At 72.0% G+C, this 22,077-nt stretch carries 18 protein-coding genes and 1 pseudogene; 8 read left to right on the top strand and 11 right to left on the bottom strand.

The genetic code is table 11. The features are described 5' to 3' along the window. Nucleotides 1-4: 4 nt before the first annotated feature. Nucleotides 5-2,011, top strand: coding sequence for an acetyl/propionyl/methylcrotonyl-CoA carboxylase subunit alpha (locus tag ACWER9_RS03155; protein ID WP_452300219.1), 2,007 nt, complete (start codon nt 5-7; stop codon nt 2,009-2,011). Next, entirely contained in the window at nt 2,011-3,201 is a 1,191-nt protein-coding gene (locus ACWER9_RS03150) for an acyl-CoA dehydrogenase family protein (RefSeq protein WP_452300218.1), read from the top strand. Before ACWER9_RS03155 ends, ACWER9_RS03150 begins: the two co-directional genes overlap by 1 nt. A 112-nt stretch (nt 3,202-3,313) precedes the next feature. Here ACWER9_RS03150 and ACWER9_RS03145 read toward each other — a convergent pair whose 3' ends face one another. Both ACWER9_RS03145 and ACWER9_RS03140 read right to left on the bottom strand, forming a co-directional pair. Beyond that, the gene (locus tag ACWER9_RS03145; protein ID WP_452300217.1) at nt 3,314-4,519 is read right to left on the bottom strand and encodes a hypothetical protein; all 1,206 of its coding nucleotides are present in this window, start codon (nt 4,517-4,519) and stop codon (nt 3,314-3,316) included. Continuing rightward, the gene (locus tag ACWER9_RS03140; RefSeq protein WP_452300216.1) at nt 4,516-5,457 is read right to left on the bottom strand and encodes a transporter substrate-binding domain-containing protein; all 942 of its coding nucleotides are present in this window, start codon (nt 5,455-5,457) and stop codon (nt 4,516-4,518) included. The genes ACWER9_RS03145 and ACWER9_RS03140 overlap by 4 nt, the downstream gene beginning before the upstream one ends. 168 nt (nt 5,458-5,625) lie before the next feature. On the opposite strand from ACWER9_RS03140, the gene ACWER9_RS03135 reads away from it, so the two are divergent. Further along, on the top strand, nt 5,626-5,967 hold the full coding sequence (locus ACWER9_RS03135; RefSeq protein ID WP_452300215.1) for a hypothetical protein: 342 nt from the start codon (nt 5,626-5,628) through the stop codon (nt 5,965-5,967). Here the strand turns inward: ACWER9_RS03135 and ACWER9_RS03130 are convergent. The 7 genes from ACWER9_RS03130 to ACWER9_RS03100 form a co-directional block, all read right to left on the bottom strand. Then, the gene (locus tag ACWER9_RS03130; RefSeq protein ID WP_452300214.1) at nt 5,954-7,450 is read right to left on the bottom strand and encodes a serine/threonine-protein kinase; all 1,497 of its coding nucleotides are present in this window, start codon (nt 7,448-7,450) and stop codon (nt 5,954-5,956) included. The two genes, ACWER9_RS03135 and ACWER9_RS03130, sit on opposite strands and share 14 nt — an antisense overlap. Nucleotides 7,451-7,480: 30 nt before the next feature. After that, nucleotides 7,481-7,984 (bottom strand): hypothetical protein, encoded by a 504-nt coding sequence (locus ACWER9_RS03125; RefSeq protein WP_452300213.1) that lies wholly within the window; start codon nt 7,982-7,984, stop codon nt 7,481-7,483. A 122-nt stretch (nt 7,985-8,106) separates the two neighbouring features. Continuing rightward, nucleotides 8,107-11,742 (bottom strand): adenylate/guanylate cyclase domain-containing protein, encoded by a 3,636-nt coding sequence (locus ACWER9_RS03120; RefSeq protein WP_452300212.1) that lies wholly within the window; start codon nt 11,740-11,742, stop codon nt 8,107-8,109. Beyond that, nucleotides 11,739-12,575, bottom strand: a complete 837-nt coding sequence (locus ACWER9_RS03115; RefSeq protein WP_452300211.1) for an MBL fold metallo-hydrolase — start codon at nt 12,573-12,575, stop codon at nt 11,739-11,741. The genes ACWER9_RS03120 and ACWER9_RS03115 overlap by 4 nt, the downstream gene beginning before the upstream one ends. 113 nt (nt 12,576-12,688) lie before the next feature. Beyond that, a complete protein-coding gene (locus tag ACWER9_RS03110; RefSeq protein WP_452300210.1) occupies nt 12,689-13,150 on the bottom strand; it encodes a RidA family protein in 462 nt (153 codons plus the stop codon). A 52-nt stretch (nt 13,151-13,202) separates the two neighbouring features. Continuing rightward, nucleotides 13,203-13,358 carry a DUF4177 domain-containing protein gene (locus ACWER9_RS03105; protein ID WP_007466198.1) on the bottom strand — a complete coding sequence of 52 codons (156 nt, stop codon included), beginning with the start codon at nt 13,356-13,358 and terminating at the stop codon, nt 13,203-13,205. A 44-nt stretch (nt 13,359-13,402) separates the two neighbouring features. Beyond that, nucleotides 13,403-13,885, bottom strand: a complete 483-nt coding sequence (locus tag ACWER9_RS03100; RefSeq protein ID WP_452300209.1) for a hypothetical protein — start codon at nt 13,883-13,885, stop codon at nt 13,403-13,405. Nucleotides 13,886-14,502: 617 nt separating this feature from the next. Between ACWER9_RS03100 and ACWER9_RS03095 the strand changes: the two are divergent. The 3 genes and pseudogenes from ACWER9_RS03095 to ACWER9_RS03085 all read left to right on the top strand — a co-directional run. Continuing rightward, a pseudogene (locus ACWER9_RS03095) lies at nt 14,503-15,075 on the top strand (Rv0361 family membrane protein); the annotation flags it as partial. Nucleotides 15,076-15,101: 26 nt separating this feature from the next. Further along, the gene (locus ACWER9_RS03090) at nt 15,102-16,079 is read left to right on the top strand and encodes an ArsA-related P-loop ATPase (RefSeq protein WP_452300208.1); all 978 of its coding nucleotides are present in this window, start codon (nt 15,102-15,104) and stop codon (nt 16,077-16,079) included. Nucleotides 16,080-16,132: 53 nt separating this feature from the next. Further along, nucleotides 16,133-17,284 carry an ArsA family ATPase gene (locus ACWER9_RS03085; RefSeq protein ID WP_357354357.1) on the top strand — a complete coding sequence of 384 codons (1,152 nt, stop codon included), beginning with the start codon at nt 16,133-16,135 and terminating at the stop codon, nt 17,282-17,284. Nucleotides 17,285-17,290: 6 nt separating this feature from the next. On the opposite strand, the gene ACWER9_RS03080 is transcribed toward ACWER9_RS03085, so the two are convergent. Then, nucleotides 17,291-17,611 carry a WhiB family transcriptional regulator gene (locus ACWER9_RS03080; RefSeq protein WP_053654856.1) on the bottom strand — a complete coding sequence of 107 codons (321 nt, stop codon included), beginning with the start codon at nt 17,609-17,611 and terminating at the stop codon, nt 17,291-17,293. A 406-nt stretch (nt 17,612-18,017) separates the two neighbouring features. Here ACWER9_RS03080 and ACWER9_RS03075 point away from each other — a divergent pair, with 406 nt between their 5' ends. Further along, nucleotides 18,018-20,453 (top strand): penicillin-binding protein, encoded by a 2,436-nt coding sequence (locus ACWER9_RS03075; RefSeq protein WP_452300207.1) that lies wholly within the window; start codon nt 18,018-18,020, stop codon nt 20,451-20,453. A 114-nt stretch (nt 20,454-20,567) separates the two neighbouring features. Here the strand turns inward: ACWER9_RS03075 and ACWER9_RS03070 are convergent, their stop codons facing one another. Further along, nucleotides 20,568-21,023 (bottom strand): GatB/YqeY domain-containing protein, encoded by a 456-nt coding sequence (locus ACWER9_RS03070; protein WP_396687967.1) that lies wholly within the window; start codon nt 21,021-21,023, stop codon nt 20,568-20,570. 25 nt (nt 21,024-21,048) lie between these two features. Between ACWER9_RS03070 and ACWER9_RS03065 the strand changes: the two genes are divergently transcribed. Continuing rightward, nucleotides 21,049-21,942: a metallophosphoesterase gene (locus ACWER9_RS03065; protein ID WP_452300206.1), complete on the top strand. Its 894-nt coding sequence runs from the start codon at nt 21,049-21,051 to the stop codon at nt 21,940-21,942. The last annotated feature ends 135 nt before the right edge of the window (nt 21,943-22,077 follow it).

The following is a 22,077-nucleotide window of genomic DNA, read 5'->3' as shown; positions in this document are numbered from 1 at the left end:
ATCGATGATCGAACGCTTGCTGGTGGCCAACCGGGGCGAGATCGCCCGCCGGGTCTTCGCCACCTGCCGGGCGATGGGTGTGCAGACCGTCGCCGTCTACTCCGACGCGGACGCCCACGCGCCGTTCGTGGCCGAGGCCGACCAGGCCGTACGCCTGCCGGGGAGTTCGCCGGCCGAGACGTACCTCCGGGCGGATCTGATCCTGGACGCGGCCCGCAAGGCCGGCGCGGACGCGGTCCACCCGGGCTACGGCTTCCTCGCCGAGAACGCCGAGTTCGCGGCGGCGGTGACCGACGCGGAGCTGACCTGGGTCGGGCCGCCGGCCACGGTGATCGCCGCGATGGGAGACAAACTGGCGGCGAAGGCGCTGCTCGCCGAGGCGGGTGTGCCGATGCTGCCGAGCTGGACCGACGCCGACGAGGTCAGCGACTTCCCGGTGCTGGTGAAGGCGTCCGCCGGTGGCGGCGGGCGGGGCATGCGGATCGTCCGGGACGCGGACGAGCTGGCCGAGGCCGCCGCCAGTGCCAGCCGGGAGGCGGCCGCCGCGTTCGGCGACGGCACGGTCTTCATCGAGCGGTACGTCGAGCGGGGCCGGCACGTCGAGGTGCAGATCCTCGGTGACTCGCACGGCCGGGTGGCCGCCCTCGGGGTGCGGGAGTGCTCGATCCAGCGCCGACACCAGAAGATCATTGAGGAGGCCCCCGGGGTGCTTCCGGGGGAGATGCGGGCGGCGCTGCACGAGGCGGCGGTGTCCGCCGGACGTGCCGTCGACTACGTGGGTGCCGGCACTGTGGAGTTCCTGCTGGCGCCGACGGGTGAGTTCTTCTTCCTGGAGATGAACACCCGCTTGCAGGTGGAGCACCCGGTCACCGAGCTGACCGTCCCCGTCGAGCTGGATCTGGTGCGGTGGCAGTTGCTTGTCGCCGAGGGCGCGGCGCTGCCGGAGCACCTGCACGAGCCGGGCGTACGCGGCTACGTGATCGAGGTGCGCCTGTGCGCCGAGGACCCGGCGCAGGGCTGGCGACCCGCGACCGGCGTGCTGCACCGATTCGCGATCCCGGGAGTCGACCGGGAGTTCGGTGGCCTCCAGCGGGCCGGCCTGCGGCTGGACTCCGGCGTCGGCACGGGCTCCGAGGTGAGCGTGCACTACGACTCCATGCTCGCCAAGCTGATCGCCTGGGCGCCGACCCGGGCCGAGGCGGCACGGGCCTTGGCGGGCGCGCTGGCCCGGGCCGAGCTGCACGGGGTGACGACCAACCGCGACCTGCTGGTCCGGGTGCTGCGCAGCCCGGAGTTCGGAGCGGCCGACATCGACACCGGCTTCCTGGACCGGCACCCGGAGGTCTTCGCCCCGCTGCTCCCCGCCGACCAACTCCCGCTCACCGCCCTCGCCGCCGCACTGGCGGGCGCGGCCCAGCGTCGAGCGACCGCGCCGGTGCTGGGCGGGCTGCCCTCCGGCTGGCGCAACGTGCCCGCCGTCCCGCAGGTCAGCCGGTTCGTCGGCGCTGACGGCGACGAGGTCGAGGTCCGCTACCGCCTGGACCGGACCGGCGGGCTCGCCCACTGGTCCGGCACGTCAACTGCTTCAGGTGCGGCCGACGGCCAGTCGGAGACCAGCGTCGCGCTTGTCGAGGCCACCCCGGACGGGGTGGTGCTCGACGTCGACGGGGTTCGTCGCGCGTACCGCGTACACCGGGTGGGGTCGGCTGTCTTCGTGGACGGCCCGGACGGGGCGGCGAGCCTCGACGAGCTGCCGCGCCTCCCGTTGCCCACCGCGGCGGTGGCGGCCGGGTCGCTGCTCGCGCCGCTGCCCGGCGCGGTGACCCGGGTGCACGTCCAGGTCGGTCAGCGGGTCACGGCCGGCGACCCACTGCTCACGCTCGAAGCGATGAAGCTTGAACACCAGGTGCTGGCACCGGTCGACGGCGTGGTCACCGAACTGCCGGTGCCGCCCGGCGGTCAGGTGCAGACGGGCGCGGTGCTTGCCGTTATCGACGAAAAGGACTCGTGATGACCTTCGACCTCACCCCCGAGCAGGACCAGCTGCGCGACGCCGTGCGGGCGCTCGGCCGCCGGTACGGTCACTCCTACTTCGTCGAGAAGGCGAAGTCCGGCGAACACACCACCGAACTCTGGGCGGAGGCCGGGCGGCTCGGCTACCTGGGTGTCAACATCCCCGCCGAGTACGGCGGCGGGGGCGGCGGCATCACCGAACTGGCAATCGTCTGCGAGGAACTCGCCGCCGCCGGCTGTCCGCTGCTGCTGCTCGTGGTCTCCCCCGCCATCGCGGCCACCGTGCTCACCCGGCACGGCACCGAGGAGCAGCGCAAGCGGCACCTGCCGGGCCTCGCCGACGGCTCGCAGAAGATCGTCTTCGCGATCACCGAGCCGGAGGCCGGCTCGAACTTCCACCGACTCGGCACGGTGGCCCGCCGCGACGGTGACGGGTGGTTGCTCAACGGCCGCAAGTGCTACATCTCCGGCGTCGACGAGGCCGGGCACGTGCTGGTGGTGGCCCGCGTCGCCGTCGATGACGGCCCAGCCGGCTCAGGGGAAACGCCTCCGCAGAGGCTTAAGCCGGCACTGTTCCTGGTGCCGACAGACGCGGCCGGGCTGACCCGGTCCAAACTGGACATGGAGATCGTGTCCCCGGAGAACCAGTTCCTGCTCTACCTGGACGACGTACGGGTGCCCGCCGACGCCCTGCTCGGTGAGTCGCTCGACGCCGGGCTGCCGGCCCTGTTCGCCGGGCTCAACCCGGAGCGGATCACGGTGGCCGCGATGGGCGCCGGCACCGGCCGGTACGCCATCGAGCGGGCCAGCGAGTACACCGCCACCCGCAAGGTCTGGGGTGGTCGGAGCATCGGCTCCCACCAGGGGGTGTCGCACCCGCTTGCCCACGCGGCGGTGCAGGTGGAACTGGCCCGCCTCATGATCCAGAAGGCGGCCACCCTCTACGACGCGGGCCGTGACCTGGAGGCCGGGGTGTCCGGCAACATGGCCAAGTACGCGGCCGGGGAGGCCGCCGCACTCGCCGTGGACACCGCCGTCCAGGTGCTCGGCGGTGCCGGCATGACCACCGAGTACGGCGTGGCGACCCTGCTCGGCGCGGTCCGGGCGGGCCGGATCGCCCCGGTCAGCCGCGAGATGATCCTCAACTTCGTGGCCCAACACGTCCTCGGCCAGGACAAGTCGTACTGACCCGGCCCGGCCGCGCGGCTTGATCGACTCGGTCTCCTTGAACCTGCGGTGTCCGCCAGCCGGCAACACCCCGAGTTCCTGAAATCCGAGTCGATCAAGCGGGGCGGGGCGCTCAGGCCGGGTTACGGCAGGCGGCGTCGATGCGGTGGACCGGGCGGACCCGGCGACCCATACCCTCCAACAGCGAATCCTCGACGTGGAAGTCGTGAATGCGCAGTTGGTGGCGGGGCAGCTCTTCCTCGCTCGGGCAGAGCACCTGAGCACGGACCAGGCCGACCGGCACGTACCGGACGCCGCCCCGTTCCTGGAGGATCACCATGTTGACGTCGTCGGTGGTCACCACGTGCCCGCGTACGTCCTCGGTGGGCCCACTCTCCGGGCCTACAGTGGTGACGGTCAGCGGCAACACCGGTGTGCTGATCACCGGCACCGCGGCCCAGACCAGGGTGGCCAGCACCGCCACCTCTGTCACCGACGCGAGCGGCCGGATCACCATGCCCGGCAGCGGCCCCGCGATGAACAGGGCCAGCAGTGGCGGCACCACGAGGAGCGCCAGCGCCACCGACTCCCCGCCCTGCTGCACCGCCGCCCGCAGGGTGGGCAGCATCAGCCACCCGTACCCGGCGAGCAGCGCGCCGATCAGCAGCAGCCGAGGCACGACCCGCTCGTGCAGCCGCCCGGGACGCAGTTGGAACGCCGCCACGAACGCCGGCAACAGCAGCGGCAGGTAGAGCAACGGCCAGGTGATCAGGGCGAGCAGGAAGCTGGCCAGCACCACCCAGGCCGGGGTGATGTCGGCCCACCTGGCGAAGAGCGGACGCCGGCGGGTGCCGGGCGGGAGCCGGTCCGCGCTGACGGCCAGCACCGCGCCGAGCGCGAACACGGCGACCAGGCCGGTGGAGAGCAGCCGGGCCGCCGTGGTCAGGAAGCCGGCGAGCAGGTTGACCGGCCCGACGTTTGCCACCAGCAGCAGCGTGGTCTGGAGCTCGCCGCCGGCCTCCACGCCGAGGCGGAGCACCGAGAAGATCGCGGGTACGCCCACCACTGCCGTCCAGAAGGACTGGCTGGCGCGGGCGCGACGCTCGGCCGGATCCCAGCGGACCCGCCCGGGTTCGACCTCGGCGACGACCGGCTCGGCCGGTTCGGCGACCGGCACGCCGGCCGGCCAGGCGACCTCACTCCCCGCACCGGCCGCCGGAGGGTCGACGGTCGGCGGCGCTGCGGCCGTACCGTCGATTGTCGGCGCGGCGGCGGGCACGGATGTGCGGGGTGGCGGGACCGGCCCGTCACCGCCGGTGGCGGTCGGCGTCGCGCTCACTTCGCCGGCGCCTTGTCGTCGAAGTCGACGAGCTTCGGCACCTCCAGCGGCTGTGGCTGGCGCTTCTCGGCCTTCAACCACGGGCCGAGGGTCCGGTTGTACGCGGTCTGCCAGGGGCTGGCGTCTCCGTCCCGGCCCTGCTCGTAGCTCTTCTGCAGGAAGAACGCGACCAGATCGCGCAGCGCCGGATCACCGATCGGCACGCCGATGCCCAGCAACTCGCTGGTGCCGAACGGCATGTCGACGATCTCGAACTCCTTGGGGAAGCTGGCCAGGAAGCCGGCGAGGATCGACTCGTCGGAGCTGACCGCGTCGTAGCGGCCCTTTCGGATGCCATCGACGCAGTCGCCGACGTCCTTGACCACGAACGTCTTGACCTGGTGCTTCTCCAACTCGGCCTCGGTGGTGGAGCCGCCGCTGGTGCAGACCTTGTAGGCGGGGTCACGCAGGTCCTCGATGGTGCGGATGTCGTCCTTGAGTCGGACCGGCACCATCACCTCCTGCGTGGTGACGAAGTACGGCCCGGCGAAGCTGACCAGCTTCTTGCGGTCCTCGGTCATGGAGAAGCTGGACACCACGAGGTCGACGGTGCCGCCCTGGAGCGACGGGATGCGGTCCTCCGTGGCGACCGACACGAACTCCAGCCGCTGGTCTCCCTCGTAGCCGAGGGAGGCCGCGACGTACCTGGCGATCTCGACGTCGAACCCGACGTGCTGACCGTTTCGCAGGTCGCCCATGAGCGGCTCGTTCGTGGCGACACCGATCCGGAGCTTCGACTGACCGTAGATGTGCGTCTCGCGCATCTTCTCCTGCACGGAGGGCAACTCCGGTTCCTGCCGGCTGTCGCAACCGGCGGCGGCGGCGAGCACGAGAGTGAGAGCGACCGCCAGCGTCGACGCGATCGAGCGGAGCCGGGTTTGCGAACTGCCTGAGTTCATGGGCGACCTCGCTGCCGGAAGAGCCTGCGGGACACCGAGAGTAGCCGCTCCTGTCGAATCCGTGTGCATCCGCCGGAGCATGTCGGGCGGGTCGTCCGGATCGACGTCGATCGGCGCGGCGGTCGGCTCTGCGGTTGACAGCCGGGCTCGTCACGACATGCTGGACGGGTGAGCCGATTGTCCAGACCCGATGCGCGCACGGTGGCGGTGCTCGCGGCACTGGGAGCCCTTGCGCCGCTGGTCATGCTCGTCGTGTGGCGCCGACAGGACCTCCTCGGCGTGGCTCTCGCGCTACTCTGCGTGCTCATGACCATGGTCGCCGGGGTCGCCGTCTCCGCCGCCCGTCAGGTCGACGATCCGGAGCCCGTGGATCGGTCGGCAGCCGTCGGGCCGCCCGAGCTGATGCCGTACGGGATCGACGCGGACACCCTCGACGCGCTCGACAGTCGGGACGCGTTGCGTGCGGTGCGTGACCGCCGACGCGGGTCGAACGGGCTCAGCGGCCGGTGAGTGTGGGCGCGGTGAGCGCATCCACGCCGCGCCCCGCCAGACACCTGTAGGTCCGATCGATGCTGCCGTCCACAGGTGGCAGCACCTCCAGGTGCCAGCCGGTCGGCTCGGCGATGCCGGTGGTCAGGCGGAAGGTGGTGGCGCTGCACACCTGCCGTACCGGCTCGGCCGCCGCCACCTCGTCGTAGTCGGCGCCGACGAGCGACACCGGCAGGATGCCCTCGGCGTACGTCTCCCAGGTGTGCCGGCCGGCGCAGGACAGCCGGGCCGCTTCGGCGCGACTGCCGCGGATCCGCATCGGGCCGAAACACTCCAGCTCAGGCAGGCACCGGGCACCCTCGGGCAGGGCGGTGGGCGCACCGGGGCCGGTCGTGCAGCCGGGCAGCGGCCCGGTCGCCGGTGCGGCGATCTGGGTCGCCGACGGGTACGGCGCGGGTGGTGGCGCCCGATCGGCGACCCAGGCCCCGGCCGTCGCGGAGGCGGCGAGCGCGAGCACCCCGGCCCCGCCGAAGAGCCAGCGTCGCCACCGCCGGCCGGCGGGGACCGCCCGCTGCGTGTCCTCGATGGGCGGGCGGGGCACCGGCTGGCTGGCCGCGTACGGGCCGGAGAGCGTCGCGGCACCGCTGACCGGAGCACCGCTGACCGGGGCCGCCGGTGAGCCGAGCGGCAGGTTGCTGAGCAGGTCGTGCAGCTCCAGGGCGGAGGGACGCTCGGTCGGATCGTTGGCCATGCCGGCGCGCAGCACGTCGATCAGCTCGTCCGGCACCCCGGGGAGGCCGGGAATCGGCTGGTTGAACATCTCCAGCACGGTGACCAGGCTCGGGTTGCGCTCGGACTGCCAGCGCGGAGGCCGGCCGTGCATCACCGCGTAGAGGGTGGCGCAGAGCGCGTACACGTCGACGGCCGGCGACGGCGGGCTGTGGCTGAACATCTCCGGCGGCGCGTACGCCGGGGTGAGCACCTCCAGGGTGACCGAGGCGTCCCGGTGCTCGGCGAGGACGGCGAGCCCGAAGTCGGCGAGCACCGCCGAGTTGAAGGGCGAGTGGAGGATGTTCGCCGGTTTCACGTCCCGGTGCAGCACCCCGGCGGCGTGCGAGTGGGCAAGCGCGTCCGCGATCTTGATGCCCAGGTCGCGGGCCTCCACCGGGCCCAACGGCGAGGTACGCATCCGTTCGGCGTACGAACCGTCGCAGAGCTCCATGATCAGGTAGGGGTGCTGGTCGACGGTGACCCCCACGTCGAAGAGGTCCACCACGTGCGGGTGTGACGACATCCGCCCGGCCGCCCGCGCCTCGCGCAGGAAGCGGGCCTGATCCCGCTCGCTGTCAAGCGTCCGGTTCTCTACCTTGACGGCGACCTCACGGCCCACGGAGATCTGCGTGGCTTGGTAGACGGTCGCGTACCCGCCCCGGGCAAAGACCCGCAAATCAGTCAGACCGGGCACGATCGGCACTGGCAGGCCGCCGGTCGGGGTGTCGGTCACCGCTCGAAAATACCCAACCCGACCGATGGCTCAGCGCACCGCGTCCGCCGGAGCCGCACCGGCGGGACCGGTACCCTCCTCGGCGACCGCAGCCGTCCCGGCACCCTCGGACGATCCGAGCTCACCGGCCGGGACGCCCCGCCGGGCATCGAGGCGCAGACCGATTGCGGTGGCAACGGCCCCCAGCCCCTCCCACGCCGCCACCCCGAAGAACCGGTCGGGGGCGATGTCGGCAAGCACCGCGATGGTGAACACGGTGAACGTGACCAGCCGGAAGACCACCGTGAACCGGTAGAACGACCGCCACTCGGTCACCGTGGCCAGCAGGTAGTAGACGCCCATGTTGAACGCCGCCATCGAGGACGCCAGCAGGAACGTGCCGGTGTGGTCACCGACGGCCCGCGTCTCCGGCACCTCGAACCCGAGCATGCGCAGCTGCGCCTCCGGCCAGAGCAGCCCGACCGCGCCCATCACCAGCGCCAACACGCCGAAGACCGCGATGGTCCAGCCCGCGATGGATCGCGGCAGCTTCATGAAGGGCCTCCCCAGGCACGGCGACGGTCACCACTGTGGACCCGTACGCGGTGGTGACACGCTAGCCCCTCACCCCGACCACCACATCCCCGAAACCGCCAAAACCTCCCCCAACGTGGGGGTTAGACCAGGGCGGTTAGGCGGGTTCGGAGGGCGTCGGCTGCTGCGCGTTCGCTGCGCTGTTCGGTCGCGTACGCCAGGCGGACCGCTTCCTCAGCACAGGACAGCGCCTCCGCCGGAAGCCCGCAGGCGGCCAACGCCTCCGCCAGCACACTCGCCGCGATCACCTGACTACGCACGTCCTCCGCCGGTGCGGTGACCGCGCGGCGGGCCCAGTCCAACGCCTGTTCCCGTTGACCGTGAGCGAGCAGCGCCGCAGCGTACTGGGCCATCGTCTGGCGGCGGGAGAAGAGCAGCGAGGGCGTGTTCGAGGCGGCCGTGGCCACCGGGGCGAGCAGCCCGACCGCTGTCGCCGAGTCGCCGGCGGCAAGCCGGGCCGTCGCCAGCAGTACCCGGGGCGCCACCTGCGCCGGGGCCTGCGGGTTGTGCGGCTCCACGGCGGTAAGCACCGCGCGGGCCACCCGCTCGGCCGTCTCGCAGTCGCCCATGTCCATCGCGACGAAGCCCCGCAGTGTCCCGGCCATCCCGGTGAGCAGCGGATGGGAGGTGCGCTCCGCGTACGCCAGGGCGTCGGTGAGCAGGTCCGCCGCGTGCTCCGGCTCGCCCAGCCCGCGGGCTACCACCGCCCGGACCACCAGGGCGAACCCGCGCCCCCAGTCGTCGGAGGCGGCGGCGAACTCCCGGTACGCGCGACGGGCCTCCCGATCCGCCTCGGCCAGGTCACCCAACTCGGCGGTGGCGAACGCCGCCACCGCGCGCAACGTTCCCACCGCCCACGCCTCACCGACCCGCTCGCCGAACGGCAGGAACACCTGCGCCATCCGACAGGCCTCGCGCAGTCGGCCGGCGAGCAGCCGGGCGAACGCCGTGGTGCCGCGCAGCCAGGCCCGCCCGTACGGGTCCTTCAGCTCGGCGAAGAGCCGGGCCGCCCGGCCGAGCACCGCGTCGGTGCCGGCGAAGTCCCCCCGGGTGGTCGTCACCCAGGCCAGGTTCTGCAGCGACCACGCCTGTCCGCGTCGGTCCTGGGCACCGAGGCTGACCTGGTACGCGGCCGCCAGCCGGCTGCTCGCCTGACTGAGCCGTCCCGCCACGAAGTCGGCCATGCCGAGCCGGCGCATCGCCGTGGCGCGCAGCGCGGGCAGCTGCCCGTCAGCGGCCACCTGCAACGCCTCCTGCCAGGCGGTCACCGCCCGGCCCTGGTCGCCGAGCGTCTCCTGGGCCTGCCCGGCCAGCAGCAGGGCACTGACCCGGGTGGCCTCGTCCCCCGCGTTCGCGGCGATCTTCTCGGCGTACGCCAACGCGTCGGCGACCCGGCCGACCTGGAGCAACGCCCGAGCGTGCACCACCTGATCGGCTGCCGGCACCCCGGCGCGGGCCAGTTCGGTGGCGCGCTCGGCGTACTCGACGGCCATCGCCGGCTCCCCGGCGGACAGCGACCGGCGGGCGGCCCGACCGAGCGCGGCGACGCCGAGCGGAACCACCGCGCGGGCCGACGCGTCCGGGCGCAGCTTCACCGCGTCGGCGAGCGTGGCGGCCCGCTCGACGTGCATCGCCACGAAGTCGTCCCGGGCCTCGTCGGTGAACCCGCCCACCGTGCTGACCGTGGCCTCGTCCACCGGCGCAGCCCAGCGGGCAAGCGCGGCGTGCCGCTCGGCCAACTCGGCCTTGCTCACCCCGGCGTACGCGGCCTCCCGCATCAGCGGGGTGGCGAACGAGTAGCCGGTACGTGAGCGGTGCAGCATCCGTCGTTGCAGCAACTCCTCGACCGCCCGGTCCAGCTCGACGGCGACCACTGCCGACGGTCGGCCGTCCCGGCCGGCACGCTGCTCCCGCATCGCCTCAAGCGCGCCGGTCGGCACCGTGTCGCCGGTGACCGCCGCGTCGCGCAGCACCGACCGGGCGTCCGGCGGCAGCGCGTCGATCCGGGCCGCGAGCACTGCGGCGAGGTCCCGGGAGAGCAGCCGGCTGCCGAGCGAACCGGGCACCAACCGCCACCCGCTCGACGGGGTCTGGTCCCGCTCGCCTGACCCGGGCCGCTCCACAGTGGCGCGGACACCGCGCGCCGACTCCGTGGTGAGCGCTCCCCGCTCGATCAGCAGGGTGACCAGCTCGGCCAGGTAGAACGGATTGCCCTGCGCGGTGGCGAGCAACCTGTCGGTGTCGGCCTGCGGCAGCTTGCCGCCGCTGAGGTAGCTCGTGAGCAACCGGGCCGCGTCGGCACCGCGCAGCGGCGGCAGCGAGTGCACCTCGGCGTCCGCGACCCGGGTGAGCGCGCCTGCGGTACGCACCAACTCGGGGCGACCGAGCAGCAGCACCAGCACCGGGCCGGTGAGCCTGGACAACGTCAACCCGAGGGCACCTATCGTCTCGGCGGTGGCGTCGTGCAGGTCGTCCACCACGATCACCAGCGGCGCCTCCGAGGCGAGCCCGCTGAGCAGGTCGGCGACCGCGTTCGGCACCACGTCGGCGTCTGCGGCGGCGGTGCCCGAGCCGCCCCACTCGCCGCTGTCGCCGCCCGCGTGCGCCGGGAGTTCGGCGTAGCCGAGCAGGGCGAGCAGCTGCTCGGTGGCGATCGGCGCGGTCTCCACACCGGAGCGGGCGAGCCGCTGCCCGAGGCGGCGCAGCCGCTCCTCCACCGCCGGGCGGGTCAGCGCGGTGGACGCGTCGCTCGGCAGACCGACGGCGGCCCGCACCAGGTCGGCCAGGGGCGCGAGCCGTCGCCGCTCACCGAACGCGGCACAGCGCACGGACAGCACCCGGGCCCCGGTGTGCGCCGCGTACCGGCCGGCACCGACGTCGTACCCGGCGGCGAGGCGCTCCACCTCGGCGGCGAACCGGGACTTGCCGATGCCCGCCTCGGCGGTCATCAGCAGCACCCGTGGGTCGCCCTGGTCGATCACCTCGGCGAGCCGGCCGGCGACCCGACCGATCTCCGTCTCCCGGCCGACGTACGGCGCCTCGTCGCCGAGCCCCGAGCGGGTGCCCGGCGCGTCAAGCAGACCCAGCAGCTCGTACGCCTCGACCGGCTCCCGCTTGCCCTTGAGCCGCAGCGGGCGCAGCGCCCGCCAGGAGGAGACGTGCCGCGTGGCGGCGGCGGTGCGTCCACCCGCGTAGACGGCCCCGACCGCGGCGGCGTCGGCGAGCCGGGCCGCGGTGTTCACCGTGTCGCCGATGACCGTGTACTCGATCGCGGCCTGGATGCCCGCGATGACGTCGCCCGTGTTCAGACCGACCCGCAGCCCGAGGGGCGCGCCGCCACCCCGCTCGTCGTCGAGCACCCGGCGGACGGCGCGCTGCATGGACAGCGCGGCCCGAACGGCACGTTCGGCGTCGTCCTCGTGCGCAACCGGGGCGCCGAAGACCGCCATGATGCCGTCACCGGTCAGCTTGTCGACGTGCCCGCCGAACGTCTTCACCGCACCCGCGAGGGCGGCGAGCACCCGGTCGGTGACCGCGCCGACGCGTTCCGGGTCGAGGTCCTCCGACCAGGAGGTGAACTCGGAGAGGTCGCCGAAGAGCACGGTGACCACCCGACGCTCGGCCGCCGGCAACGTGGCGGCAGCCGGCAGCGCGGCGCCACAGTTGTGGCAGAACCGCGCGCCGGGAACGGCAACGGTTCCACACACGGGGCAGGTCACATGTGCTCCAACCCACTGACCCCGGGTGCGGATTCCCCGGTGTCGACGCCGAGATACTCCAGCTGGGCACGGACCGACCACTCAGCCGCCCACCAGAGGGACCGGTCCACGTCCGCGTAGACCGTCGCCACCACGTCGGCGGGGGTGTGGGCGCCCGCGGCGACCGCCGCCCGGACCTGGTCGAGCCGGGCCCGACGGTGGGCGAGGTAGAAGTCGGCGGCGGCGGCGCAGTCGGCAAGCGCCGGGCCGTGTCCGGGCAGCGCCGGAATTCCCGGGTACGCGGACAGCAGCTCCAGGCTGGTCAGGTAGTCACCGAGGTGCCCGTCCGGGTGGGCGACCACGGTGGTGCCCCGGCCGAGAATCGTGTCTCCGGTGAGCACCACCCGCTCGTCGGCGTGCTCGACCAGGAAGCAGACCGAGTCGGCGGTGTGCCCGGGGGTGTTCAGCAGGCGGATCTCCAGGCCGAAGCCGCCGAGGTGCTCGCCCGGCTCGGTCAGCGGGTCGCCGCCGATGGTGTGTGCCGGGTCGACGGCGAGAACGTGCACCCCGCCGAGCAGCTCACTGAGCCGCGCCGCGCCCTCGGTGTGGTCCGGGTGGCCGTGGGTGATCAGGATCAGCCCGATCGGGCCGTGCTCGGCGATCCGGGTCAGATGCCCCTCGTCCGCCGGCCCGGGGTCGACCACGATGGCGTACTCGGCTGCCGGGGCGCGCAGCACCCAGGTGTTGGTGCCGTCGAGGGTCATCGGCCCCGGGTTCGGTGCACGCAGCAGTGAAACCCAGCCGGGCAACTCGTCGGCAAGCGCCGCCACCGCCCCCGTCACGTGCCCGCTCATGGCTGCGATCGTACGACCCCGCCCGCCACACCCCGCGATCTTGCACTTGCTGCTGCTGATTCATGCCTCTTCACGGCTTTCGTCGCGGCAGAAAGTGCAAGATCGCGGTTGGGTCAGGCGACCTCGACGATCAGTTCGATCTCCACCGGGGCGTCCAGGGGCAGCTCGGCCACGCCCACGGCGCTACGCGCGTGGCGGCCGGCCTCCCCGAACACCGTGCCGAGCAGGTCGGAGGCGCCGTTGATCACGGCAGGCTGACCGGTGAAGCCGGGCGCGGAGGCGACGAACCCGGTCACCTTGACCACCTTGACCACGTTCTCCAGGCCGACGAGCGAGTCGACCGCGGCAAGCGCGTTGAGGGCGCACCGCTGAGCCAGATCCTTCGCCTGGTCGGCGGAGATGCCAGCGCCGACCTTGCCGGTCGCGAGCAGCTTGCCCTCGGCCATCGGCAACTGGCCGGAAACGTACACGTGCTGCCCGGACTGCACGGCCGGCACGTAGCTGGCCACCGGCGGCACGACGTCGGGCAGTTCGAGACCCAGCTCGGCGAGCTTCGCGTGCGGACCGTTGCTCACTGCGCCACCCCGTCGTACGCGACCGCGGGGCTCCGCTTCGCTGCGCTCGCGCTCACGCCTTCGGCCGCTTCAGGTAGGCGACCAGTTGGTCCGGATTCGGGCCGGGGACCACGGCGACGAGCTCCCACCCGTCCTCGCCCCAGTTGTCGAGGATCTGCTTGGTCGCGTGGACCAGCAGCGGGACCGTGGAGTATTCCCACTTCTGCATCGCTGAAGGGCTCCCTCTCGGTGCGGAATTGTTCGAGGGACAGCCTACGGTCCGCTGGCCGGACGAGGTACGGGACGCTGCTCCGGCGTGGCCGGCAGCTCCCCGCAGAGCCCTTCGTGCTCGTACCCCTGGGGGCAGCGGGACCGGTCGGGAAGTAACAGGTCACAGAAGACCCGGTGCCGGTTGTTCTGGTCGTCGGCGTTGGAGACGGTGGTCTCGCCTGCGTCCAGCTCGGGCAGGAAGCCCAGGGAGACCGCGACCCGGCCGGCCAGCACTGTCGCCGCTGTCAGGTTCGGCACCCGGATCGGCAGGTGGATGACGAAGCCCGGCTCGTCGTCGTCGCGGGTGCGCTCGGCGGGCTGACTCGGGACCCGAGGCGTCTCCGCCTGCTCCGGCGTGCGGCGGTACGACCGTTCGTTGATCGGCTGACTGGTGACCTGCCCGCCGGCCTCGACCACGGACCCCGTCCGGCGGGGCCGGTCGTTCGTCGGGAACTGGGTGCGAGGGATGTTGTCCGCGTCGCGCATGCACTGCCTCCGGTCGTACCTCTCGGACCATGCTTCCGGCCCGGACCCATTCGTCCGTTCCGGCCCCCGCACCCGGACGAAGGTAGGTCTGTGGCCGCGGTCCCGCCAACAGGACGCGCACAAGAGGTCACCAACAGTCACATATGCGACACACCGCAGGTCGGGGGCCCGACACCGGAAGTGACGCGGGTACCGCTCACTGGATCGCCGGACCGCCCGACAGGCAGTGGCGACACCGATCCGGTCATCGACCGCTACCCTTCCGGTCGGACGGTCGCGCAGCGCCCGGCCGCCCGCTCGATCACGCTCGGCGCCAGGGGTGGCGGCGGGCGCCGCACCCCGGGGAGAACGACATGACCCACCCGCCCAGCGGCGACCAGGCCGGCACACCCGCTCACCCGCCGGCCCACCAGGACCCCGCCGGTCAGCCCGGCCTGCCGGCCATCCCCAGCCAGCCGACCCCCGCCCCACCGACCGGGCAGCTCGCCCTCCCCGCATCCCCCGCCCAGCCGGCACTCCCCGCCGCCCCCACCTCACCAGCCTTTCCCGGGCAGGCAGCCGGCGCGACCCAGCCAGCCTTCTCCGGGCAGGCAGCCGGCCCCAACCAGCCGGTCTTCCCCGGGCAGCCGGAAGGGCACGGCGGCCCTGCCTCGGCCGCCACACCGACGCCGCCGGGCGCCCCGAACCCCTCGTCGATCCCCCCGCCCCCGCCGGCCTACCCGCCCTACCCGGGCACGGCCGCGCCGAAGAAGAAGCGCGGCCTGCTGATCGCGGCCATCGCACTGGTCGTGATCATGGTGCTCTGCGTGGGTGGCGGCGTGGTGGCCTTCCTGACCCTGCGCGACGCCGAGACCGGCGAGGGGGCCAAGGAGCCCTCGGTCGCCGTCGACGAGTTCCTCACCGCGGTCTACAAGGACCGCGACGCGACCAAGGCGGCCAGCCGCGTCTGCGCCGCCTCCCGCGACGACGACAAGATCGCCGCGAAGGTGGCCGAGGTGGAGAAGTACGCCTCGACCTACCAGAACCCGCGCTTCCGGTGGACCACCCCGAAGGTGGACAACCAGACCGGCGAGCGCGCCACCGTCTCCACCCGGCTCACCATGACCACCGCCGACGAGAAGGTGGCCGACCAGGAGTTGCGCTTCACTGTGGTGCAGAAGACGGGTTGGTGGGTCTGCGAGGTCGCGTGACCCGCGAGCCTGGATAGGCTCGGCTGGTGTGTGCAGCTGAGCGTCCGATCGACCCGGCCGGTACCGGCTGGCCCGCCCGCCTCCACGTGGTGACCGGCAAGGGCGGCACCGGCAAGACCAGCGTGGCGGCGGCGCTGGCTCTCGCGCTCGCCGCCGGCGGCCGACGCACCCTGCTGGTCGAGGTCGAGGGGCGGCAGGGCATCGCCCAGCTCTTCGGCATCGACCCGCTGCCGTACGAGGAGCGGCACCTCGCCGACGCACCTGACGGCGGTGAGGTCCGCGCGCTCGCGGTCGACGCCGAGGAGGCGCTGCTCGAGTACCTGGACATGTTCTACAAACTGGGCGCGGCGGGCCGGGCGCTCCGCAAGCTCGGGGCCATCGACTTCGCCACCACCATCGCGCCCGGCCTGCGGGACGTCCTGCTCACCGGCAAGGTCAAGGAGGCCACCACCCGCACCACCGGGCAGCGGCGGGCGTACGACGCCGTGGTGCTGGACGCCCCGCCGACCGGGCGGATCGGCCGGTTCCTCAACGTGACGGCGGAGACCGCCCGGCTGGCCAAGGTGGGGCCGATCAAGACCCAGAGCGAGGGGGTCGCCGCGCTGCTGCGGTCCCCGATGACCGCGGTGCACGTGGTCACGTTGCTCGAGGAGATGCCGATCCAGGAGACGGTCGACGCGATCGCCGACCTGACCGCCCTCGGCTTCGGCGTCGGAAAGGTGCTCGTCAACGGTGTCCGACCGCCGCTACCCGCCGGGCCGGCGGTCACCGCGGCGGAGTTGAGACGCGGGCTGGTCGCCGCCGGGCTGCCGGCCGATCGGGACATCGTGGCCGGCCTGCACGATGAGGCACGTGACCAGCTCATCCGGCGCGAACTGGAGGATTCGCTCCGCGCCGACCTGGTGGAGTTGGGGCTGCCGATGATCGAGCTTCCGTTGCTGCCCGACGGGGTGGACCGGGCCGGGCTCGCGACGCTGGCCCAGGCCCTCGTCCACGCCGAATGACTCACACCTGAGCGCAGCACGGGCGCGCGGACCCACCGGCCCGATACGCTCGATTGGTGCCTTCCGAAGACGCGGCGCCGCAGCTGGACGTCGACCAGATCCTCGCCGACCCGGGCGTCCGGATCGTCGTGTGCTGCGGTGCCGGCGGAGTGGGAAAGACGACCACCGCCGCGGCGCTGGCCCTGCGGGCTGCCGAGCAGCACGGCCGACGCACGGTGGTGCTCACCATCGACCCGGCCCGCCGGCTCGCCCAGTCGCTGGGCCTGACCGAGCTGGACAACACCCCCCGCCAGGTCAAGGGCATCGACGTCGAGAGCAGCGGCGGCGAGTTGCACGCCATGATGCTGGACATGAAGCGCACCTTCGACGACGTGGTGTTGCAGCACACCGACCCGACGAAGGCCGCGGAGATCTTCGCGAACCCGTTCTACCAGGCGATGAGCTCGACCTTCGCCGGCACTCAGGAATACATGGCGATGGAGAAGCTGGGCCAGTTGCACGCCCGGGGCGAATGGGACCTGATCGTGGTGGACACGCCACCGTCCCGCTCGGCACTGGACTTCCTCGACGCGCCGGCTCGCCTCTCCCGCTTCCTCGACGGCCGGATGCTGCGACTGCTGCTCGCCCCGGCCCGCAGCGGCGGCCGGAGCATGTTCAGCCTGGTCACTGCCTCGTTCGGGATGTTCTCGAAGGTCGTGCAGAAGGTGCTCGGCGCACAGTTGCTGACCGACCTGTCCGGCTTCGTGGCGGCACTCGACTCGATGTTCGGTGGTTTCCGGCAGCGCGCCGAGCAGACGTACCGCATCCTGCAGGCACGGGAGACGGCCTTCCTGCTTGTCGCGACGCCGGAGCCGGACGCGGTCCGGGAGGCCGCCTACTTCGCGGGTCGGCTACGGGACGAGCGGATGCCGCTGGCGGGCCTGGTGCTCAACCGGGTGCACCGTCCGGCGGTCCCGGAGTTGGACGCCGAGCAGAGCCGCGCCGCCGCCGAGCGGCTGACCGAGCTGGGTGGGCATGCGGCCACCGTCGACGTGCTGCGGGCGCACGCGACGCTGGCTCGTCAGGCGGTACGCGAGCAGCAGGTCGCCGCGCGCTTCACCGAGGCGTTCCCGGCCGTGCCTGCGGTATCGGTTACCGCGCAGCCCGCCGACGTGCACGACGTCGACGGGCTGCGGACGATCGGCGCGGCGATCAGCCGGCCGTGACCGGCGTCAGTTGGCCGCGCTGACGAGAATCTTGTCCTTGGCGGCCTTGTCCTTGCTGTTCTTCTTCATCGCGGCCTCGAACATCTTGCGCCAGCTCGTCACCTGCGGGTGACGACGCAGGAGCGCCCGCCGTTCGCGTTCGGTCATGCCGCCCCACACACCGAACTCGATCCGGTTGTCCAGCGCGTCGGCCAGGCACTCGTACCGAACTGGGCAGCTCCGGCAGATCCGCTTCGCCACGTTCTGTTCGGCGCCCTGTACGAACAACGCGTCCGGGTCCCCGTTCTGACATGCCGCAAGTGACGGCCAGTCAGTGATCATGCCCATGTGTACACGTCCCCCCTTGCAGTACCTACCGACCTCGTCGATGCACGTCAGCCGGCAATTCCCCCCGATCGCCCGGCCTGCCTTCCCCAAGGCGGCACGAACGACATGTGGCCTGTCGCCGCCCCCATCATGCTCTGTAGTCGACTGATTACGCAACGTTGTCGGCGAAATCCATCATTTCGGACACTCCCGGCTTCCCGGGCTTTCGACCGCCGGTTACCCCGCCGAGGTCAGCGATAACGCTGCGCCACCTCACAGGATCGGAGGAGACTCACGCCAGGTCATACGCAACCAAGCACCGGGGGTCGTGCGTTTAGCACAACGAGGGCAGCGCGCGCAGGAAATGGGGAAAGAACGCCCAGGCGCCCCTCGTTCCCTACTCGCGTACCCTGTCGAGGTGACCTGGATGCGGAAACGTGACCACAATGTGCTGACCAACGCCGCATCGCTACTCGTGTGTGGCCTGCTGGCCGGCGTGGTGGTCGCTGCGGCGGCCTTCCCCGCGGTAGCGATGTCCGGCCTGGCCGCAAAGGCCGGCGCAGAGACATTCGGTGCCCTGCCCACGGAGCTGACGGTGGCCCGCGCGCCACAGATCAGCTACCTGCTGGCGTCGGACGGCAAGACCCCGCTCGCGACGATGTACGACGAGAACCGACGGGACGTCAAGCTCGCCGACATCTCGGTGCCCATGCAGAAGGCCATCATCGCGGCCGAGGACCACGACTTCTACAAGCACAACGGCGTCGACATCAACGGTGTCGCCCGCGCCTTCGTCAACAACCAGAGCGAGGGCTCCGGTCGCCAGGGTGCCTCGACGCTGACCATGCAGTACGTCCGGCTGGCCATCGCCTACTCGGCGACCCACCCGGCCGACGTGGTCGCGGCGACCGAGGACACCAGCGCCCGCAAGCTCCGCGAGATGCGGCTGGCCCTCCAGGTCGACAAGGAGTTCTCCAAGGACGAGATCCTCACCCGCTACCTCAACCTCGCCTCGTTCGGCAACGGCGCGTACGGCATCTACGCCGCCAGCCAGGTCTACTTCGGCAAGCCGCCGAGCAAGCTGAAGATCGAGGAAGCAGCGCTGCTTGCCGGCATGGTGAAGGCACCGACGACCAACGACCCGACCACCGAGGCCGGTTACCCGCTCGCACTGGACCGACGCAACTACGTCATCCAGAACATGGTCGACATCAAGGCCATCACCCAGCAGGAGGCAGACGCCGCCAAGGCCGTCGATCTGAAGGTGAAGGACAAGCGCACCCCGAACGGCTGCGTCGCCGCAAACGTCAACGAGTGGGGCTTCTTCTGCGACTACTTCTACCGCTGGTGGTTGGATCAGGAGACGTTCGGCTCGACCACGTACGACCGGGAGCGCCGGCTCAAGAGCGGCGGCTACACCGTCGTGACGTCGATCGACGTTCAGGCGCAGCGCGGCGCGGACAAGGCGGTCCGTAAGGCCAAGAGCGTCAACAGCAAGGAAGCGGCAATGGTCGCTGTCGTCGAGCCGGGTACCGGCCGCGTACGGGCGCTCGCGGTCAACCGGCAGTTCAAGCTCGACGACCCGAAGAACCCGAAGAACAAGCTCTCCAGCGATCCGGCGAAGAGCAAGAAGAAGATCCGGGGCAACTACCCGGCGACGGTCAACCCGCTGCTCACCGGCGGCAACGGCATCACCGGGTACCAGGCCGGCTCGACCTTCAAGATCTTCACCATCCTCGCCGCGCTGGAGAAGGGCATCCCGCTCGGCTACACGATCAACGCGCCGCAGCAGTTCAAGTCGGAATACATCATCGACAGCAGCAGCCCGGCGGCCTGCAAGGGCACCCACTTCTACTGCCCGACCAACTCCGGCCTCAAGGCCGGCGGCGTGCAGAACATGTGGTCCGCGTTCGCCCAGTCGGTGAACACCTACTTCGTCCCGCTGCAGCAGCAGGTCGGTGCGGAGAACGTGGTCGACGCCGCCCGGCGGGCCGGCATCCAGTTCCGGGCGAGCAACGACGCCAAGTTCGCCGCCACCAAGAACGACGCCCACCAGTGGGGCGCCTTCACCCTGGGTGTCTCCTCCACCACCCCGCTCGACCTGGCCAACGCGTACGCGACTCTCGCGGCGGACGGCAAGTACTGCGAGCCGATCCCGGTGCAGGAGATCCGCGACCCGGAGGGCAACAAACTGGACATCGCCAACCCGCGCTGTGAGAAGCGGTTCAGCACCGAGGTGGCCCGGGCCGCCGTGGACGCCGCACGCTGCCCGGTCGGCGACAACTCAAGCACCAGCAAGTGCGGTAGCAGCCGTACGGCCCGCGTGGTGAAGGGCATCGTCGACGCGCCGGTCGCCGGCAAGTCCGGCACCACCGACTCGGAGAAGACGGCCGCCCTGGTCGCCATGACCAAGCAGTACTCGGTGGCCGGCATCATGGCCGACCCGGACTGGCCGCAGACGAACGTCAAGATGAAGCACGCCGAGAAGGACGGCATCAACCCGCCGGTGTACGAAACCCTGCGGGATGCCATGAAGGGCAAACCGCGGATGCAGTTCGAGCCGCCCGGCCAGAAGATCTCCGAGGGTGACCAGCGCAGCATCCCCGACGTGAAGTGCGTCTCGGTGGATCAGGCGAAGTCCCGGCTGAAGGGCGCCGGCTTCGAGCCGGTCGTCTCAAGCGCGAGGGTGCCGTCCTCCTGCAAGGCGGGCGACGCGGCCGGCACCAGCCCGGACGGGCGCACGATCAAGGGTGGCGTGGTCACCATCCAGGTCAGCAGCGGCGGCGGTGCCCCCGGTAACACCGACGGCACGCCTCCCGGCGGCCAGCCCGGTCGCCCCGGGGGAGGTCGTCCCGGCGGCTGAGCCGACCAGTAGGACACGACGGGCGGGCACCCTCCTCGGGTGCCCGCCCGTTTCGTCTGTCCGGACCGCCGAGCGCCACGACCACCGTCCGGCCGCGCCGCTGAGCCTGCTTGGTCAGAGACCGAGCTGTCGGCGTACCTCAGAGGCCACCCGGCCACCCTCGGCCTGGCCCGCCACCGCGGCCTGGGCCGCCTTCATCGCCGGGCCCATCTGGGCCTTGCCGGTGAAGCCGCCCGCCGCGAGCGCCCCCGACACCAGCTCGGTCAGCTCGGCGTCCGAGAGCTGCTTGGGCAGGTAGCGGTCCAACACCTCACCCTCGGCGCTCTCCTTCGCGGCCTGCTCGGCGCGGCCCGCGTCGGCGAAGGCGGTGGCCGCCTCCCGACGCTTCTTGGCTTCCTTGGTCAGCACCGCGAGCACCTCGTCATCGGTGAGCTCGCGCTTGGCCTTGCCGGCGACCTCGGCGGTGCCGACAGCGGCCAGGGCCATCCGCAGCGTGGAGGTGGTCAGCTCGTCGCGCGCCTTGAGCGCGGAACGCATGTCGGCAGTGAGGCGGTCCTTCAGCGTGCTCATGGACCGTCAAACTACCCTGAACGCCATGCGAAAGCGCACACTATTCCGGCTCGCCGCCGGAACCGCCGCCATCGGCGCGGCCACCCTCGCGTACGCGTCGCTCGTCGAGCGCAACATGTTCACCCTCCGGCGGTACGACGTGCCGGTGCTCCCGGCCGACGCGGAGCCGCTGCGCGTGCTGCACCTGTCGGACCTGCACATGATGCCCGACCAGGCGCGCAAGCAGCGCTGGGTGGCGTCGCTGGCGGCCCTCGACCCCGATCTGGTGGTGGTGACCGGCGACAACATGGCCCACCCGGGCGCGGTGCCCGGAGTGCTGCGGGCCCTGCAACCGCTGCTGGACTACCCGGGCGCGTTCGTGTTCGGCTCCAACGACTACACCGGGCCGGTGCTGAAGAACCCGTTCACCTACTTCCTGCCCGACCGGGAGTACACCGAAGGCGTCGAGCTGCCCTACGAGGAACTGCGTCAGGTGTTCACCGGTGCCGGCTGGGCGGACCTCAACAACGCCCGGACCACGGTGAAGGCTGGTGGCCGACAGGTCGACCTCGTCGGCGTGGACGACCCGCACATCGACCGTGACGACTACCCTGCCGTGGCCGGCGCGGTGTCGTCCTCGGCCGACCTCTCCATCGCCCTGACGCACTCCCCCGAGCCGCGGCTGCTCGACCAGATGTCGGCGGACGGCTTCGGGCTGCTGCTGGCCGGGCACACCCACGGTGGTCAGGTATGCGTACCGGGCTTCGGGGCGCTGGTGACCAACTGCGGTCTGCCCCGCTCGATGGCGAAGGGCCTGCACCGGTGGCCGGGCTCAGACTCCTGGCTGCACGTCTCCGCCGGCCTCGGCACCCACCCGACCGCCCCGGTCCGCTTCGCCTGCCCCCCGGAGGCCAGCATCCTCACCCTCATCCCCCGCTGACCGCCCCGCGGCCCGCCCGCACGCTGCCCGCCCGCACGCTGCCCGCCTGGCCGAGGGCCGCGGCCCGCTTCAAGATTCGCGCACCATCAGGGATGTTGCTGCCTCGGCGTGTCGCGAGGCAGCAACATCGCGGAA

It is taken from the genome of Micromonospora sp. NPDC003944 (assembly GCF_053605225.1).
This window is presented reverse-complemented; position numbering and strand designations above follow the sequence as displayed.

Excerpts from the sequence above, each read along its gene's own strand:
- ACWER9_RS03100 (WP_452300209.1), bottom strand. The coding sequence starts at position 13,885 with ATGCGCGACGCGGACAACATCCCTCGCACCCAGTTCCCGACGAACGAC.
- ACWER9_RS03080 (WP_053654856.1), bottom strand. The coding sequence starts at position 17,611 with ATGGGCATGATCACTGACTGGCCGTCACTTGCGGCATGTCAGAACGGG.
- ACWER9_RS03065 (WP_452300206.1), top strand. The coding sequence starts at position 21,049 with ATGCGAAAGCGCACACTATTCCGGCTCGCCGCCGGAACCGCCGCCATC.
- ACWER9_RS03125 (WP_452300213.1), bottom strand. The coding sequence starts at position 7,984 with ATGAAGCTGCCGCGATCCATCGCGGGCTGGACCATCGCGGTCTTCGGC.
- ACWER9_RS03150 (WP_452300218.1), top strand. The coding sequence starts at position 2,011 with ATGACCTTCGACCTCACCCCCGAGCAGGACCAGCTGCGCGACGCCGTG.
- ACWER9_RS03140 (WP_452300216.1), bottom strand. The coding sequence starts at position 5,457 with ATGAACTCAGGCAGTTCGCAAACCCGGCTCCGCTCGATCGCGTCGACG.
- ACWER9_RS03105 (WP_007466198.1), bottom strand. The coding sequence starts at position 13,358 with ATGCAGAAGTGGGAATACTCCACGGTCCCGCTGCTGGTCCACGCGACC.
- ACWER9_RS03070 (WP_396687967.1), bottom strand. The coding sequence starts at position 21,023 with ATGAGCACGCTGAAGGACCGCCTCACTGCCGACATGCGTTCCGCGCTC.
- ACWER9_RS03115 (WP_452300211.1), bottom strand. The coding sequence starts at position 12,575 with ATGAGCGGGCACGTGACGGGGGCGGTGGCGGCGCTTGCCGACGAGTTG.
- ACWER9_RS03075 (WP_452300207.1), top strand. The coding sequence starts at position 18,018 with ATGCGGAAACGTGACCACAATGTGCTGACCAACGCCGCATCGCTACTC.
- ACWER9_RS03155 (WP_452300219.1), top strand. The coding sequence starts at position 5 with ATGATCGAACGCTTGCTGGTGGCCAACCGGGGCGAGATCGCCCGCCGG.